Raw genomic sequence first — 15,879 nt, forward strand, 5'->3', positions numbered from 1 at the left:
CCTAGCCGGTCGACGAGTGCCGGCCCGAACCGGTGGGGTCGTCATCGGGATCGGAGCGGTGATGCTGACCTCGCAGCGATTCGCCTTCGGGGAAGTACCGGCCCCCCGAGCCGTTGACCTGGCGGCGTGGCGGCCTAGTGAGCCGATCACCGGGCGGGAGGGATTTGGGCGGGCGCCGCACCGCCACCTGGCGAAGGCGTTTGCCGTTGTCCACGTGAGACCCGTTGTGGGCGTAGCCGATTGGTTCAAACGCCGCAGCGGAATCGCCGAGCGACGTGCGCCACGAATCGGCGGGGTCACGGCGCGGCACTCCGGTGGGCGCCGGTTGCGGACGATCAATTCGCTGCCGGGGCGGCTGCGGATGGCTTCCCCACCGTGCGTCGGGCTCGCGCACCAGGACCAACTCTACGTACTGGTCGTCGTCGTAGTCGTCGTCGATCACGCCGTCGTCGGGCCCGAGGGGATCGTCGCCACCCCCGTTATCGCCCTTGCCCGCCCACGGCGCGAAGCCCACCAGGAACAGTGCGGTGATGATCCCGAACAGCGCGATGAACGCCGGCAGCAGCACCGATTGCGACATCGCGGCCGCGAACGGTTCGCGAAGGAACCCGGGCAACTGCAAGGTGAGCGTGTCCTCGCCGGTGGCCCCGCCGGACGGCTGCCGCGGCATCTCATCGCTTATCCGCCACGTCATGAACGCGGCCATACCGGCGCTGCCGAGCACAGCACCGAGCTGGCGCACGGAGTTGTATACCGCCGAGCCCGCGCCGGCCAAATGCGCCGGCAGGTTACGCGTCGCGGTGGCGGTCAGCGGCGACCACACGAACGCCATCCCGACCCCCATCGCGAAGAACGGCAACACCAGCCGCCAGATCGGTGTCGTCGGTGACATCTCGAAGGTGATCCAGGTCAGCGCGATGGCCAGCATCGAGAAGCCGAAGCCGAGCACGGGCTGCGGATGGTACTTGTCGACGAGCCTGCCGACGAACGGCGCGAAAACGCCATTCGCAATCGCCATCGGTGCGATCAGCAGCGCCGAGCGCGTCGGTGAGAGCCCGCACACGGCCTGGGCGTAGAAAGTCAGCGGCAGCATCATGGCCGTCGCGGTGAACGAGATGATGGCGACCCCGACGTTGCACAGGGTGAAATCTCGGTCACCGAAGATCGCCAAGGGAATCAGCGGCTCGTCGGCGTTCAGCGACTGCCAGAACGCGAAGGCCGTCATCAACCCGACGCCAGCGACTATCAACGCCCAGATCCAGGGTTGCCAGTGCGCGGCCTGCCCCTGCTGCAACCCGAATACGATCAGGAAGATGCCGGCACCAGACAGCGCGACCCCGATCAGGTCGAAACGATGCGACTGGGTGGGCAGCACCGGAATCAGCCAATACGCCAACACCAGGCCGATGACACCGATGGGGACGTTGACGAAGAAGATCCACTTCCAGCCCAGCCCGTCGACCAGGACACCGCCGGCCAGCGGGCCCACCAGGCTGGCGACACCGGCAGTGGCGCCCCACAGGCTCACCGCGACACCGCGGCGCTCCGACGGGAAAATCCGGGTGATGGTCGACAGGGTCTGCGGCGTGAGCAGCCCCGCGCCGACGCCCTGTACGACGCGTGCCGCGATCAGGACCGCGGCACTGCTGGCCAACCCGCACCACACCGAGGAAACGGTGAATACGACCAGCCCGATCAGGTAGAGGTTCTTGGGACCGAACCGGTCACCGAGGCGCCCGGCTACCAGCAACACGACCGCGTAGCCCAGCAGGTAGGCGCTGGTCACCCAGACGACGGTGTCGTAGCCGATGCGCAAGCTGGCCATGATGGTCGGGTTCGCGATGGCGACGATGGTCGAGTCGACCATGATCATGAAAAAGCCGATCATCATGGCCCACAGCGGGTTCCAAGGATTCTGCGACTGCTGCGAGCTTCGGGTGAAAAAGTCCCAGCGGTTGGCGGCCCGGGCCGGCCCCGATGCCGCGCGCCTCCCGGGCGTGCGGGGCGTAGCCGTCGTCATCCACCCCACCTCGTTTCGGTTTCGCGCCCACCCGCTGCTGTTCAGCCGTATCGGCGCGGCTCGTCGACTGGTCCCACCCACGCAGATACACCACGCGCGCTGCGCGGTAAACAGGATGAGGACCGGCCGACGGCCCGGACCGTCGCAGACATCCAGCCTGCATTATTCCCGGTGAGGCAATAGGGCAGGCAGCCAAGGACCCGGTCAGGGTGCATAACGCGTCAGGATTTGCCGCGGGCACGTTAGCCTGGGGGAACGCCGTTTGCAGGAGAGACAATATGCGGGGTCGACGGAAAAGGTCGCCGAACCGGTTCTTCACCATGTCCGACGCGAGACAGCAGCCGACCGCCGGAAACGGTCGACCGAAAATGTCGGCGCGGGCATTGGCGCAGGTCATCGAGCGGAGCTCGTGGCTGCAGGGCCCGGCCGCCGAGGCCTATGTGACCCGGCTGCGCAACGCGAATCCGAACGCCAGCCCGGCGGAGATCCTGGCCAAGCTGCAGAAGAGATACCTGGCCATTGTGACCGCCGGCGGCGTTGCCGTGGGTGCCGCCGCAACCGTCCCCGGCATCGGCACAATCAGCGCCCTGTCCGCGGCAGCCGCGGAAACGGTGACGTTCCTGGAGGCCACTGCGTTCTTCGTATTGGCGGTGGCGGTGGTTTACGACATCCCGGCCGATCACCGGGAACGCCGCCGCGCGCTGGTGCTGGCGGTCCTCGTAGGCGACAACAGCGAGCGCGCCGTCGCCCAGCTGATCGGTCCGCGCCGCACCAGCGGCGGTTGGGTCTCCGAGAGCCTGGCCGCCCTGCCGCTGTCGTCGATGTCGAAGCTGAACTCACGGCTGCTCAAGTCGTGGGTCCGGAAGTACACCTTGCGGCGCGGCGCCCTGTTGTTCGGCAAACTGTTGCCGGTCGGCATCGGCATCGTGGTGGGCGCCATCGGCAACTATCTGGCCGGCAAGAAGATGACCCGTAACACCAACCGGGCGTTCGGCGCTCCGCCCGCGCGCTGGCCCCGCGCGCTGCACTTGGTGCCTCCGATTCACGAAGCCGGCTAGCGCGGCCGTCCGCCTGTTCCCTCGGTCAACCTGGCGGATCGGCGGCGAAAGGTTAGCCTTTATAGGGCGGAAACAATGGGTACCGCCATGGGTGTGAGGCGTTCGGTCGTCCGGGGCCGACAAGGGTGCAAGCGCCGCGGGAATGCGCTTGCGGAACAGAAGGATTGAGGCGAACTGCGGTCGTGAGCAACATAAGTTCACCATTCGGGCAAAACGAATGGTTGGTCGAGGAGATGTACCGCAAGTTCCGCGACGACCCCTCGTCGGTCGATCCGAGCTGGCACGAGTTCCTGGTCGACTACAACCCGGAGCCCGCGGGCGAATCCACGCAGGCTGCTCCGACCAGCGGTGATGGAACGCAGGCCGCCGCGGCGGCCCCGCCGAAGCCGGCTCCGGCGTCCCCGCAGACCACCGAGACCGCCAAGCCCGTAGCCCCTCCCGGCAATGGGGTCGCGCCGCGACCGGCGAAAGCCGCTACTCCTGCGCCGGCGGAAGGCGACGAGCTGCAGACGCTGCGCGGCGCCGCGGCGGCCGTCGTCAAGAACATGTCCGCGTCCCTCGACGTGCCGACGGCGACCAGCGTCCGGGCCATACCGGCCAAGCTGATGATCGACAACCGCATCGTCATCAACAACCAACTCAAGCGCACCCGCGGTGGCAAGATCTCGTTCACTCACCTGCTGGGTTATGCGCTGGTGCAGGCGATCAAGAAGTTCCCGAACATGAATCGGCACTACGCCGAAGTCGACGGCAAGCCCACCGCGGTGACGCCGGCGCACACCAACCTCGGCTTGGCCATCGACCTGCAGGGCAAAGACGGCAAGCGTTCCCTGGTGGTCGCCGGCATCAAGGGCTGCGAGACCATGCGGTTCGCACAGTTCGTCACCGCCTACGAGGACATCGTGCGACGCGCCCGCGACGGCAAGCTGACCGCCGAAGACTTTGCCGGCGTTACCATTTCGCTGACCAACCCGGGGACCATCGGCACGGTGCACTCGGTGCCGCGGCTGATGAACGGCCAAGGGGCCATCATCGGTGTCGGCGCCATGGAGTACCCCGCGGAATTCCAGGGCGCCAGCGAGGAACGCATCGCCGAGCTGGGCATCGGCAAGCTGATCACGCTGACCTCCACCTATGACCACCGCATCATCCAGGGTGCGGAGTCCGGCGACTTCTTACGCACCATCCACGAGATGCTGCTGTCGGACGAATTCTGGGACGAGATCTTCCGCGAGCTGGGCAACCCGTACCTGCCGGTGCGCTGGAGCACCGACAACCCCGACTCGATCGTCGACAAGAATGCCCGGGTGATGGAGCTGATTGCGGCCTATCGCAATCGCGGTCACCTGATGGCGGACGTCGACCCGCTGCGATTGGACGGCAGCCGGTTCCGCAGCCACCCCGATCTCGAGATCCTCAACCACGGCCTGACGCTGTGGGATCTCGACCGGGTGTTCAAAGTCAACGGCTTCGCCGGTAGCGAATACAAGAAGCTGCGCGACGTGCTGGGCTTGCTGCGCGACGCCTACTGCCGCCACATCGGCGTGGAGTACACCCACATTCTCGAACCCTCGCAACAGGAATGGCTGCAGCAGCGCGTCGAGACCAAGCACGTCAAACCGACGGTGGCCGAGCAGAAGTTCATCCTGAGCAAGCTGAATGCGGCCGAGGCCTTCGAGACCTTCCTGCAAACCAAATACGTTGGCCAGAAGCGGTTTTCACTGGAAGGCGCGGAAAGCATCATTCCGATGATGGACGCGGCGATCGACCAGTGCGCCGAGCATGGACTCGACGAGGTGGTCATCGGCATGCCGCACCGCGGCCGGCTCAACGTATTGGCCAACATCGTCGGCAAGCCGTACTCGCAGATCTTCAGCGAGTTCGAGGGCAACCTCAACCCAGCCCAGGCGCACGGCTCCGGGGACGTCAAGTATCACCTGGGCGCCACCGGCGTGTACCTACAGATGTTCGGCGACAACGACATTCAGGTGTCGCTGACCGCCAACCCGTCGCACCTGGAAGCCGTTGACCCGGTGCTGGAGGGTCTGGTACGCGCTAAGCAGGACCTGCTGGACCGCGGGGCCGACGACCACGGCGACGAAAAAGCCTTCTCGGTGGTGCCGATGATGCTGCACGGCGACGCCGCGTTCGCCGGGCAGGGCGTGGTCGCCGAGACGCTGAACCTGACTAACCTGCCCGGTTACCGCGTCGGCGGCACTATCCACATCATCGCCAACAACCAGATCGGCTTCACCACCGCGCCGGAGTACTCACGGTCCAGTGAGTACTGCACCGACGTCGCAAAGATGATCGGAGCGCCGATCTTTCATGTCAACGGCGACGACCCGGAAGCGTGCGCGTGGGTGGCCAAGCTGGCCGTCGACTTCCGACAGGAGTTCAAGAAGGACGTCGTCATCGACATGCTGTGCTACCGCAAGCGCGGCCACAACGAGGGCGACGACCCGTCGATGACCAACCCCGCGATGTACGACGTCGTCGACATCAAGCGTGGCGTCCGCAAGAGCTACACCGAAGCCCTGATCGGCCGCGGCGACATCTCGATGAAGGAAGCCGAGGACGCCCTGCGCGACTACCAGGGCCAACTGGAGCGGGTGTTCAACGAGGTCCGCGAGCTCGAGAAGCACGGCGCGCTACCGAGCGAATCGGTAGAGGCCGACCAGATGCTGCCGGCGGGCCTGGCCACCGCGGTGGATAAGGCGCTGCTCTCGCGCATCGGCGACGCGTTTCTGTCCCTGCCCGAGGGCTTCACCCCCCACCCACGCGTGCAGCCGGTGCTCGAAAAGCGGCGCGAGATGGCCTACGAGGGCAAGATCGACTGGGCCTTCGGCGAACTATTGGCGCTCGGCTCGCTGGTGGCCGAGGGCAAGCTGGTGCGGCTATCGGGTCAAGACACCAGGCGCGGCACCTTCTCCCAGCGGCACTCGGTGATCATCGACCGCAACACCGGCCAAGAGTTCACGCCACTGCAACTGCTCGCGACGAACGCCGACGGCACTCCTACCGGGGGGAAGTTCCTGGTCTACGACTCACCGCTATCGGAGTACGCCGCCGTCGGCTTCGAGTACGGCTACACGGTGGGCAACCCGGACGCTCTGGTGTTGTGGGAAGCGCAGTTCGGCGATTTCGTCAACGGCGCGCAGTCGATCATCGACGAGTTCATCAGCTCGGGTGAGGCGAAGTGGGGCCAGCTGTCCAACGTCGTACTGCTCCTGCCACACGGCCACGAGGGGCAGGGGCCCGACCACACCTCGGGCCGCATCGAGCGCTTCCTGCAGCTGTGGGCCGAGGGGTCGATGACGATCGCCGTGCCGTCGACACCGTCCAACTACTTCCACTTGTTGCGGCGCCACGCCCTTGACGGCGTGCAGCGGCCGCTGATCGTGTTCACACCGAAGTCGATGCTGCGCAACAAGGCTGCGGTGAGCGATGTGCGGGACTTCACCGAAATCAAGTTCCGCTCGGTGCTCGAAGAGCCGACGTACGAGGAGGGCATCGGTGATCGCAGCAAGGTCACGCGGGTCCTGCTGACCAGCGGGAAGCTCTACTACGAGTTGGTGGCACGCAAGGCCAAGGACAACCGCGAAGACGTAGCGATCGTGCGCATCGAGCAACTCGCCCCACTGCCCAAGCGCCGGCTGGGCGAAACGCTGGACCGCTACCCGAACGTCAACCAGTACTTCTGGGTGCAGGAGGAGCCGGCCAACCAGGGTGCCTGGCCGCGATTCGGACTGGAGCTGCCAGAGCTGTTGCCCGACAAGCTGACCGGGATCAAGCGGATCTCGCGCCGGGCGATGTCGGCTCCGTCGTCGGGCTCGTCAAAGGTGCACGCGGTCGAGCAGCAGGAGATCATCGACACGGCCTTCGGCTGATCGGGACGACCACTGGATCCGCGACCCGCGGGAATCGGGGACCGCTCCTACCGGCTAGCCTCAACGCAAACGTGCCGATAAGGAAGGGTGCTCATGCAAGGGTTCGCCGGAAAGGTCGCGGTGGTGACGGGCGCGGGTTCAGGTATCGGGCAGGCGCTGGCCGTCGAGCTGGCCCGCTCGGGCGCCAAAGTGGCGATCAGCGACGTCGACCTGGAAGGCCTGGCCCACACCGAGGAACAGCTCAAGGCAATCAATGCCTCGTTCAAATCCGATCGGCTCGACGTGACCGAGCGGGAAGCTTTCTTGGCCTACGCCGACGGCGTCAAGGAGCACTTCGGCAAGGTCAACCAGATCTACAACAATGCCGGCATCGCCTTCACCGGCGACGTCGAAGTCAGCCAGTTCAAGGACATTGAACGGGTGATGGACGTCGACTTCTGGGGTGTCGTCAACGGCACCAAGGCGTTTTTGCCGCACCTGATCGCCTCCGGTGACGGGCACGTCATCAACGTATCCAGCGTGTTCGGGCTCTTCTCGGTACCCGGGCAGGCCGCATACAACTCGGCCAAGTTCGCCGTGCGCGGGTTCACCGAGGCGCTGCGCCAGGAGATGGGGGCGGCCGGCCACCCGGTGGCGGTGACCACGGTGCACCCGGGAGGCATCAAGACTGCGATCGCTCGCAACGCGACGGCCGCCGAGGGGCTCGACCCCGAACAACTGGCCAAGCTGTTCGACAAGCGGCTCGCCCGGACCAGCCCGGAACGCGCCGCGAAGGTCATCCTGGACGCGGTCCGCAAGAAGAAGGCCCGGGTCCTGGTCGGCACGGACGCCAAACTCCTGGACGTGATGGTGCGGGTGGCGGGCCCGTACTACCAACAGCTCTTCGGCCCAGTCATGGGCCGGTTGATGCCAAGGGTCTGACCCTCAGCGCCCGAGCGGATGCTCGGCCAGCCAGCCGCCCGCCACCGCCTGCGGATCGGCACCGTTGCGCACTTGCCGGCGCATCTCGACCAAGGCCGCGGTATCCAGCACACCTGCCACTTCGTTGATCGCCAGCAACTGCCGATCGCTCAGCGCATTACGGCGATAAAGCGGCACCACATTCTCCGCACGGATCAGTGCGGGTTTGCCGTCGGACAGCGCGACCAGGTCGCCGGGGATGCCGGGGTCGGCCGAGGTGGTCCACCCCGCCGTCAGCTGCCCGGTCCGAATTGCGGCGAACATTGTTGCGCCGTCCGGGAATTCACGTGGCTTGGGCAGGCGGCAGGGGCCGACCGACGACGGTTCCTGCCGCCCGACGACACTCCCGACAACGAGGCCGTCGCAGTGGCGGGGCAGGGTGCTCAAGTCCGCGCTGACGTCACTACCGCCCCACGCCTTGGCGGTCGGCCGACTGACCAGCAACACGGGCTTGTCTTCGGCAGCCGTCGTGTAGTCGCCCGCCACGACTCCTTCGGGCAGCGCAGCGATCATTGCGCGGTAGACGTCTTTGTCCGACATCGCCGTCGCGCCGGGCTGCAGAACTAGCAACGTGCGGCCGGTGAAGGCGGGTACGACGGTGAACGCACCGGAATCCAGCTGCGGCATTGGGTCGGCCGCCGTCGCGGCCCGCGCACCGAAGCCATAAGACCGCAGGGCGGCGACGTAGATGCCGGCCAGCAGCGCCGCATCGGCGTCAGCCCGGGATCCGACCACAGTTTCGACACTGGCCCGACGGTCGCCGGGGTCAGCGCCGGCTGCGCAACCCGCCACCGCGAGTACGGCGGCGAGCAGCGGTGCCGCCAGCCTGCCGATTCTCAACCCCGAGCGACGGAAGTGTCTGAGGCTTCCGTGGCGAGCGCCACCGCCTTGGCGACCGCGTCCCCGACCCGGGTGTCCAGTGCGCTGGGGACGATCCGGTCGAGCGCGAGGTCGTCGCTGACGACGGAGAAGATCGCCTCGGCCGCAGCGACCATCATCTTCTCGGTGATCCGGCGCGCGCCGGCGTCCAGGGCACCGCGGAACACCCCCGGGAAGGCAAGCACGTTGTTGATCTGATTCGGGAAATCGCTACGGCCCGTGGCCACCACCGCGGCGTGTTTGGCCGCGATCTGCGGGTGGATCTCCGGATCGGGGTTGGACAGCGCGAACACGATCCCGTCGGGTGCCATGGTGGCGATCATCTCTTCGGGGACCACGCCGCCCGACAACCCCAGGAAAACGTCGGCGCCCCGGACGGCTTCGGCCAGGCTGCCGGTCAGGCCGGTGGGGTTGGTGCGCCGCGCCAGAGCCGCCTTGACGTGGTTCATGTCGTCGCGACCGGTGTGCAGAACCCCACGCGAGTCGAGCACGGTGATATCCGAAACACCCATCGCCATAAGAAGATTGGTGCACGCGACACCGGCCGCGCCGGCTCCCGACACCGCCACCTTCAGCGAGGCCATGTCGCGACCGAGTACCTTGCTGGCACCCATCAGCGCGGCCAGCACCACGATCGCCGTGCCGTGCTGGTCGTCGTGCATCACCGGGCAGTCCAGCGCTTCGATGAGGCGCCGCTCGATTTCAAAACAACGCGGCGCGGAGATGTCCTCGAGGTTGACGGCGCCGAACGTCGGGCGCAAGCGCACCAGGGTTTGCACGATCTCGTCGGGATTCTTGGTGTCCAGCACGATCGGGATGGCGTTCAGCCCGCCGTACGCCTGAAACAGCGCGCACTTGCCCTCCATGACCGGCAGCGACGCCGACGGCCCGATATCCCCCAGGCCAAGCACTGCGCTGCCGTCGCTGACGACGGCCACCAGCCGGTTCGCCCAGGTGTACCGGGCGGCCTGCGCGTGGTCGGCGGCGATCGCACGGCTGACCTGTGCCACGCCGGGGGTGTAGGCGATCGACAGAGCGCGCTGGGTGTCCAGCGGGGACGTCATGCCTACGGAAAGCTTGCCGCCTACGTGTGCCTCGAAGATCTCCGCGTCGGTGATCACGCCGTTCACGGCTTGCGCCGGTATCGATTCAAGCAATTCGGACACGCGCTTCAGCGTACTGACTACCCATTAGTAGCCCTAATTGGTGATGTGGGTCATACCAGCCGACCCGCGGTGATCAGATCAGCTTCAGCTCAGTAACCGCGTTGCGCTCGTCGACCAGCTCGGCGGTGGTCTTGTCGATGCGGCCGCGGGAGAACTCGTCGATCTCCAGCCCCTGCACGATCGACCAGTTGCCGTCCTTGGTGGTCACCGGGAACGACGAGACGATCCCCTCGGGCACGCCGTACGAGCCGTCGGAGAAGACCGCCATCGACACCCAGTCGCCGTCCGGGCTGCCCAGCAACCAGGACCGGGCGGCGTCGACGGTGGCCGAGGCGGCCGAGGCGGCCGAGGAGGCGCCGCGCGCGTCGATGATCGCCGCGCCGCGCTTGGCGACCGTCGGGATGAAGTCGTTCTCGATCCAGTTCTGGTCGTTGACCACCTCAGCGGCGTTCTTGCCGCCGACCTCGGCGTGGAAGATGTCGGGGTATTGGGTGGCCGAGTGGTTGCCCCAGATGGTCATCTTCTTGATGTCGGTGACCGGGGCGCCGGTCTTCTTGGCCAGCTGCGAGATCGCCCGGTTGTGATCCAGGCGGGTCAGCGCGGAGAACCGCTCCTTCGGGATGTCGGGAGCGTTGCTCAGCGCGATCAGCGCGTTGGTGTTGGCGGGGTTGCCCGTCACGCCGATGCGGACGTCGTCTGCGGCGACGGAATTGAGCGCCTTGCCCTGCGCGGTGAAGATCGCGCCGTTGGCCTCCAGCAGGTCGCTGCGCTCCATGCCCGGGCCGCGTGGCCGCGCGCCGACGAGCAACGCGAGGTTCACACCATCGAAGACCTTGTTCGCGTCCGCGCCGATCTCCACGCCAGACAGCAATGGGAACGCGCAGTCATCGAGCTCCATCACGACGCCCTCCAGCGCCTTGAGGGCGGGCTCGATCTCAAGGAGACGCAGCTCGATCGGGCGATCGGCGCCCAGCAACGAGCCGCTTGCCAGGCGGAACAACAGGCTGTAGCCGATCTGGCCGGCGGCGCCGGTGACAGCGACCTTGAGAGGACTTGCGCTCACGTCGATTACTCCTTGTGGAGAAGTTCGTGCAGGTTTGGGTTTGGGCTCGAAACTAGCGCACTGCGCTCGACGGACAATCTCCGGTCCGCTACCAGGGCTTTCTGGGACCTGATGGTCGCGCTTTGAAAAGCCGGAACGCGTACCATGGACCACCGCTTGGTCGGACCTGCGCAATGCTGGGAGGTGGATGTGTTCCAGGGATTCGACGCCTTGCCCGAAGCGCTTCGACCCGTCGCGCACCAGCCGCACGCCAAGCCGGTCCCGGCCCCAAAACCGCCCAACGAGACGCTGGTTGACTGCGCCGTCTACGAAGACGGCCACCGGTTGCCCGGCAAACTCGGTTACGCGGCCGCGCTGGATAAGGTGCGCGAAATCGAAGCGCTGGGGCACGACGGATTCGTCTGGGTCGGATTGCGCGAACCCAACCAGTCCGAGATGCAGGAAGTGGCCGATGTGTTCGGGCTGCATCCGCTGGCCGTGGAAGACGCCGTGTGCGCCCATCAGCGGCCGAAAGTGGAACGCTACGACGACACCTTGTTCCTGGTCCTCAAGACCGTCAACTACGTCCCCCACGAATCGGTGGTGCTGGCCCGCGAGATCGTCGAGACCGGCGAGATCATGGTCTTCGTCGGCAAGGATTTCGTGGTCACCGTGCGACACGGCGAGCATGGCGGACTGTCCGAGGTGCGCAAGCGGATGGACGACGACCCCGCTCAGATGCAGTTGGGCCCCTACGCGGTGTTGCACGCGATCGCCGACCACGTGGTAGACCACTACCTCGAGGTGAGCAGTCTGATGTTGTCCGACATCGACAGCATCGAGGCGATCGCGTTCGCGCCGGGCAGCAAGATCGACGTCGAGCCGATCTACCTGCTCAAGCGCGAGGTCGTCGAACTGCGCCGCTGCGTCAATCCGCTGTCGGCCGCCTTCCACCGCATCCAGACGGACAACAAAGATGTGATCTCCAAAGAGGTGCGACGCTATCTGCGCGACGTGGTCGACCACCACTCCGAGGCCGCCGACCAGATCGCAAGCTACGACGACATGCTCAACTCGCTGATTCAGGCGGCATTGGCCCGGGTCGGGATGCAGCAGAACAACGACATGCGCAAGATGGCGGCCTGGGCCGGTATTTTGGCGGTGCCCACCATGGTCGCCGCCATTTACGGGATGAACTTCCGTTTCATGCCCGAGCTCAACTGGACGTGGGGGTACCCGGGGATCATCGCCTTGATGACGGCCGCTTGTGTGGGCCTGTACTTCCAGTTCCGGCGCAACAACTGGCTCTAGGCCGCGCGCTGGAGCGGAGTCAATCGGGCTGTGCGGCCGGACGATTCGGATTCAGCACGTCGACGCCGTCGTTGTCCCACGCTTGACGCATCGCATCGGCACCCTTGAGCCGCACCCACGCCGCTTCGGTGGCAGTGATGGGGGTGGCCGACAGAAACTGCACCGGGTCCCGGGGCGGGTCCAGCGGCAGATCGCGAATCCCACTGCGGCCCAACAAGACAGCGGTGAAGGGCACCCGCGACGACGGGGATGCCCACAGCGGCGAGCCGAGATCGACCAGCGCGTCGGCGCACAGCACCACACCTTCGACCGTCGGCGTCGCCGCCAGGATCGCCAGGCTGCGGGCGATGCCGGAGACCGGACCGGGATCGCGCAACTGAAGCACGATTTCGGCGCGCGGACCGCGCAACGGATCGCTGATGTCAAGCGTCGGTTCGGTCATCGGGTGGCGCGAGCAGCCCAGCGTGACGTAGTGCACCGTCGTGTCCGGCTCCCGGAAACGCAACACCTCGATGGTCTCGGTGCCCAGAAATGTCACACTCGCCGCTTCGGGGTCGGCGTCGGTGAAGTGAGCCTGCAGATGCGCGCGCACTCGACCCAGCGTCACGGTGTCCCCGACGGCGCGATGGTCAAGTTAGCCCCGGAATCCGCATCGAAGACCACCAGCTTGGTCGTGTCTAAGGCCAATTCGATCGATTGCCCGATGGCCGCCTTCGATTCGGCGGGAACCCTTGCCACGAACTGGTCTTTATGGCCTTCCGACTCGGCCGCCAGCTCGTCCAACTGGGCAGAGTGTGCCGCCCACGCCGCGGTGGAGAAGTAAATGTACTTGTCCGCGCCCAGCGACTCGACCAAGTCGATCTTCACCTGAAAGGTCAGCGCCCTGATGCGCTGGTAACCATCGATCAATCCAGCGTCGGACAGATGCTCGGGCCGCACGCCGACGATGACGTTAGCGGGTTCCGGATGCCGGGCGACCACCTCTTGGATTTCCGGCGCCAGCACCACCTCGCCAAATGGCAGCTTGAGCCCGACGGGCGTCAGTGAGGCCGGGAAGAAATTCATCGCCGGCGAACCGATGAACCCGGCGACGAACAGGTTGGCCGGATGCTCGTACAGCTCGTCCGGCGCGCCGATCTGTTGCGCAACACCGGAATGCATCACCACCACGCGATCGCCTAGTGTCATGGCCTCGGTCTGGTCATGCGTGACGTAGACCGTTGTGGTGCCCAGCCTCTTTTGCAGCCTGGCGATCTCGCCGCGCATCTGGACCCGCAACTTCGCGTCCAGGTTGGACAGCGGCTCGTCCATCAGAAACGCTTTGGGATGCCGTACGATGGCCCGACCCATCGCCACCCGCTGCCGCTGCCCGCCCGACAATTGCGACGGCTTACGATCCAAAAGTTCCGTCAGGTCAAGGGTTTTCGCTGTTTCCTCGACCTTCTGCGCGATCTCAGACTTCTTCATCTTGGCCAGCGTCAAGGGAAACGCGATGTTCTGTCGCACCGTCATGTGTGGGTATAGCGCATAGGACTGGAACACCATCGCAATGTCGCGGTCTTTGGGGGCCTTCTCGTTCACCCGTTCGCCGCCGATGCGCAGCTCGCCGGACGAGATGTGCTCCAGCCCCGCAATCATGTTAAGCGTGGTGGTCTTCCCGCAGCCCGAAGGGCCCACCAGGATCAAAAATTCGCCGTCGGCGATGGTGAGGTTGAGGTCATGCACCGCCGTGGCGCCACCGGGGTAACTCTTGCTGACATGGTCCAGCACGATCTCGGCCATCGAGTTATCCCTTCACGGCGCCAGAGGTCAACCCGGCGACGATTCGTCGTTGGAAGATTAAAACAAAAACGATGATGGGGACCGTAATCACGACGGCGCCGGCTGCGATCGATCCCGTCGGCTCCTCGAACTGCGAACTGCCGCTGAAGTTCACGATTGCCACCGGCGCGGTGATGGCCGCTTTGGTGGCTGTCAGCGTCAACGCCAGCAGCAGATCGTTCCAGGCGAAGATGAATACCAGGATCGCCGCCGTCACCACGCCGGGGGCCGCCAGTGGCACGATCACCTTGCGGAACGCCTGAGCCGGTGTGGCGCCGTCCATTTTCGCCGCCTTCTCCAGATCCCAAGGGATCTCGCGGAAAAAGGCCGACAGCGTGTAGATCGCCAACGGCAGTGCGAAGGTGATGTACGGCAGAATCAGGCCCGGCCAGGTATCGAACAAGCCGATGAATCGTTCGATGTTGAACAACGGCGTCACGAGTGAGATCGCGGGAAACATGGTGATCAACAGGGTGGCCCCGACGAGCAATCGCTTGCCTGGAAAGGCCAGCCGGGCAATGGCGTACGCCGCCATCGCACCGAGCACCACCGCGATCACGGTGGTGATCAACCCGATCCCGAGGGAGTTGAGCAGCGCCGAGCTGAAAAAGTCGCCGCGAAAGATGCCGCGATAGTTATCCAAGGATGCCGATGACGGAATCAGGTTGCCGTCTTTGACAGTTGAGCTCGGCTTCAGCGACAGACTGAAGATCCACAGCACCGGAAGTAGCGCATAGACCGCCACCACGGTGTCGACAACGGCCCAGATCGCGGTGCGCCGCGCGCCCCCTCCGTCAGCGGCCATCGTTGTCACCTCCGGGGGCCGCGCCGAACACCTTGATGAACACCCACGCGATCAGACCGGCACAGACGAAGATCAGCACGCTGATGGCAGAGCCAAGCCCGACGTTGAATCCCTTGAACAGGTTGTCGTATCCCAGCATCGACACCGATCCGGTGTTGTTGGCGCCGTTGGTGATGACGTAGATGTTGTCGAAGATGCGAAACGCGTCCAGTGTCCGGAATAGCAAGGCAACCACCACCGCCGGCTTGATGATCGGCAGCGTGACCGCGGTCAGCCGCCGCCACGCGCCGGCCCCGTCGACTTGGGCCGCATTCAGCAGATCTTCCGGGACCAACGCCAAGCCGGCCAGCAACAGCAGCGCCATGAACGGCGTTGTTTTCCAGACCTCGGCGAGGACGACGATCGCCAACGACGGGATCTGATCGGTCAGTGGTGCGCTGCCCCGCGGCAGCAGGTTGGCCAGATAACCTGTTTCTGGCGTCCACGCGTAATACCAGCTGTACGACGCGACGACCGTGACGATGCCGTACGGGATCAGGACCGCGGTGCGGACCAGGCCCTTACCGACCACGGTGCGGTGCATGACCAGTGCCAGCGCCAAACCCAGCACGAATTCCAGGGATACCGAAACCACCGTGATGGCCAACGTCACCGCCAACGCGGTCCACCAATAGCGGTCGGTCAGTATCGTGACGTAGTTGTTCAGCCCGACGTACGCGGTGTCGTCGGGGACGGCAAGGTTATTGCGCTGCAGGCTCAACCACACCGCGTAGCCGATCGGATACGCCGTCACCGCCAGCATCAAGACTGACGCCGGCGCGATCAGAATAAACGCCAGCCGCTGTTCGGCCCGCCGGCCGGGACACCGCGGTGGCACGGAAGACGTTCGCGCGGTGTCGGTTTCGGCATCGACTACTGTCATAGCCG

General features: G+C 65.6%; 12 protein-coding genes. 4 read left to right on the forward strand and 8 right to left on the reverse strand.

Annotated features, from left to right (window positions below; translation table 11 throughout):
• Window position 1: 1 nt before the first annotated feature.
• Window positions 2-2,020 carry an MFS transporter gene (locus AC5Y4F_RS01610; protein ID WP_499994791.1) on the reverse strand — a complete coding sequence of 673 codons (2,019 nt, stop codon included), beginning with the start codon at window positions 2,018-2,020 and terminating at the stop codon, window positions 2-4.
• 278 nt (window positions 2,021-2,298) lie between these two features.
• Between AC5Y4F_RS01610 and AC5Y4F_RS01615 the strand changes: the two genes are divergently transcribed.
• The 3 genes from AC5Y4F_RS01615 to AC5Y4F_RS01625 all read left to right on the forward strand — a co-directional run bounded on the left by AC5Y4F_RS01615 (window position 2,299) and on the right by AC5Y4F_RS01625 (window position 7,889).
• Window positions 2,299-3,078: a hypothetical protein gene (locus AC5Y4F_RS01615; RefSeq protein ID WP_499994793.1), complete on the forward strand. Its 780-nt coding sequence runs from the start codon at window positions 2,299-2,301 to the stop codon at window positions 3,076-3,078.
• A 182-nt stretch (window positions 3,079-3,260) separates the two neighbouring features.
• Window positions 3,261-6,968 carry a multifunctional oxoglutarate decarboxylase/oxoglutarate dehydrogenase thiamine pyrophosphate-binding subunit/dihydrolipoyllysine-residue succinyltransferase subunit gene (locus tag AC5Y4F_RS01620; RefSeq protein ID WP_067939106.1) on the forward strand — a complete coding sequence of 1,236 codons (3,708 nt, stop codon included), beginning with the start codon at window positions 3,261-3,263 and terminating at the stop codon, window positions 6,966-6,968.
• A 93-nt stretch (window positions 6,969-7,061) separates the two neighbouring features.
• Window positions 7,062-7,889: an SDR family NAD(P)-dependent oxidoreductase gene (locus AC5Y4F_RS01625; RefSeq protein WP_067939103.1), complete on the forward strand. Its 828-nt coding sequence runs from the start codon at window positions 7,062-7,064 to the stop codon at window positions 7,887-7,889.
• Between the two features lie 3 nt (window positions 7,890-7,892).
• Here AC5Y4F_RS01625 and AC5Y4F_RS01630 read toward each other — a convergent pair whose 3' ends face one another.
• The 3 genes from AC5Y4F_RS01630 to AC5Y4F_RS01640 form a co-directional block, all read right to left on the reverse strand.
• Entirely contained in the window at window positions 7,893-8,768 is an 876-nt protein-coding gene (locus AC5Y4F_RS01630; RefSeq protein WP_499994797.1) for a glycine betaine ABC transporter substrate-binding protein, read from the reverse strand.
• Window positions 8,765-9,973 carry an NAD(P)-dependent malic enzyme gene (locus tag AC5Y4F_RS01635; protein ID WP_067939097.1) on the reverse strand — a complete coding sequence of 403 codons (1,209 nt, stop codon included), beginning with the start codon at window positions 9,971-9,973 and terminating at the stop codon, window positions 8,765-8,767. Before AC5Y4F_RS01635 ends, AC5Y4F_RS01630 begins: the two co-directional genes overlap by 4 nt.
• A 73-nt stretch (window positions 9,974-10,046) precedes the next feature.
• Window positions 10,047-11,036 (reverse strand): malate dehydrogenase, encoded by a 990-nt coding sequence (locus AC5Y4F_RS01640; protein ID WP_499994799.1) that lies wholly within the window; start codon window positions 11,034-11,036, stop codon window positions 10,047-10,049.
• A gap of 189 nt (window positions 11,037-11,225) precedes the next feature.
• On the opposite strand from AC5Y4F_RS01640, the gene corA reads away from it, so the two are divergent.
• Window positions 11,226-12,326, forward strand: coding sequence for a magnesium/cobalt transporter CorA (gene corA / locus AC5Y4F_RS01645; RefSeq protein WP_499995744.1), 1,101 nt, complete (start codon window positions 11,226-11,228; stop codon window positions 12,324-12,326).
• A gap of 19 nt (window positions 12,327-12,345) precedes the next feature.
• On the opposite strand, the gene AC5Y4F_RS01650 is transcribed toward corA, so the two are convergent.
• From AC5Y4F_RS01650 to AC5Y4F_RS01665, 4 genes are read right to left on the reverse strand one after another with little or no spacing between them, the layout of a single operon-like run.
• Complete coding sequence (locus AC5Y4F_RS01650; RefSeq protein ID WP_067939558.1) at window positions 12,346-12,927, reverse strand: suppressor of fused domain protein; 582 nt, start codon at window positions 12,925-12,927, stop codon at window positions 12,346-12,348.
• A gap of 2 nt (window positions 12,928-12,929) precedes the next feature.
• On the reverse strand, window positions 12,930-14,108 hold the full coding sequence (locus AC5Y4F_RS01655; RefSeq protein WP_499994800.1) for an ABC transporter ATP-binding protein: 1,179 nt from the start codon (window positions 14,106-14,108) through the stop codon (window positions 12,930-12,932).
• 4 nt (window positions 14,109-14,112) lie between these two features.
• Window positions 14,113-14,952, reverse strand: a complete 840-nt coding sequence (locus tag AC5Y4F_RS01660; RefSeq protein WP_499994803.1) for a carbohydrate ABC transporter permease — start codon at window positions 14,950-14,952, stop codon at window positions 14,113-14,115.
• Complete coding sequence (locus AC5Y4F_RS01665; protein WP_499994804.1) at window positions 14,942-15,874, reverse strand: carbohydrate ABC transporter permease; 933 nt, start codon at window positions 15,872-15,874, stop codon at window positions 14,942-14,944. Before AC5Y4F_RS01665 ends, AC5Y4F_RS01660 begins: the two co-directional genes overlap by 11 nt.
• Window positions 15,875-15,879 lie beyond the last annotated feature (5 nt).

The sequence above is a fragment of the Mycobacterium sp. NGS56 genome (assembly GCF_059812425.1).

Coding starts and splice junctions, on each gene's coding strand:
- AC5Y4F_RS01610 (WP_499994791.1), bottom strand. CDS start 2,020: ATGACGACGGCTACGCCCCGCACGCCCGGGAGGCGCGCGGCATCGGGG.
- AC5Y4F_RS01615 (WP_499994793.1), top strand. CDS start 2,299: ATGCGGGGTCGACGGAAAAGGTCGCCGAACCGGTTCTTCACCATGTCC.
- AC5Y4F_RS01655 (WP_499994800.1), bottom strand. CDS start 14,108: ATGGCCGAGATCGTGCTGGACCATGTCAGCAAGAGTTACCCCGGTGGC.
- AC5Y4F_RS01665 (WP_499994804.1), bottom strand. CDS start 15,874: ATGACAGTAGTCGATGCCGAAACCGACACCGCGCGAACGTCTTCCGTG.
- AC5Y4F_RS01625 (WP_067939103.1), top strand. CDS start 7,062: ATGCAAGGGTTCGCCGGAAAGGTCGCGGTGGTGACGGGCGCGGGTTCA.
- AC5Y4F_RS01660 (WP_499994803.1), bottom strand. CDS start 14,952: ATGGCCGCTGACGGAGGGGGCGCGCGGCGCACCGCGATCTGGGCCGTT.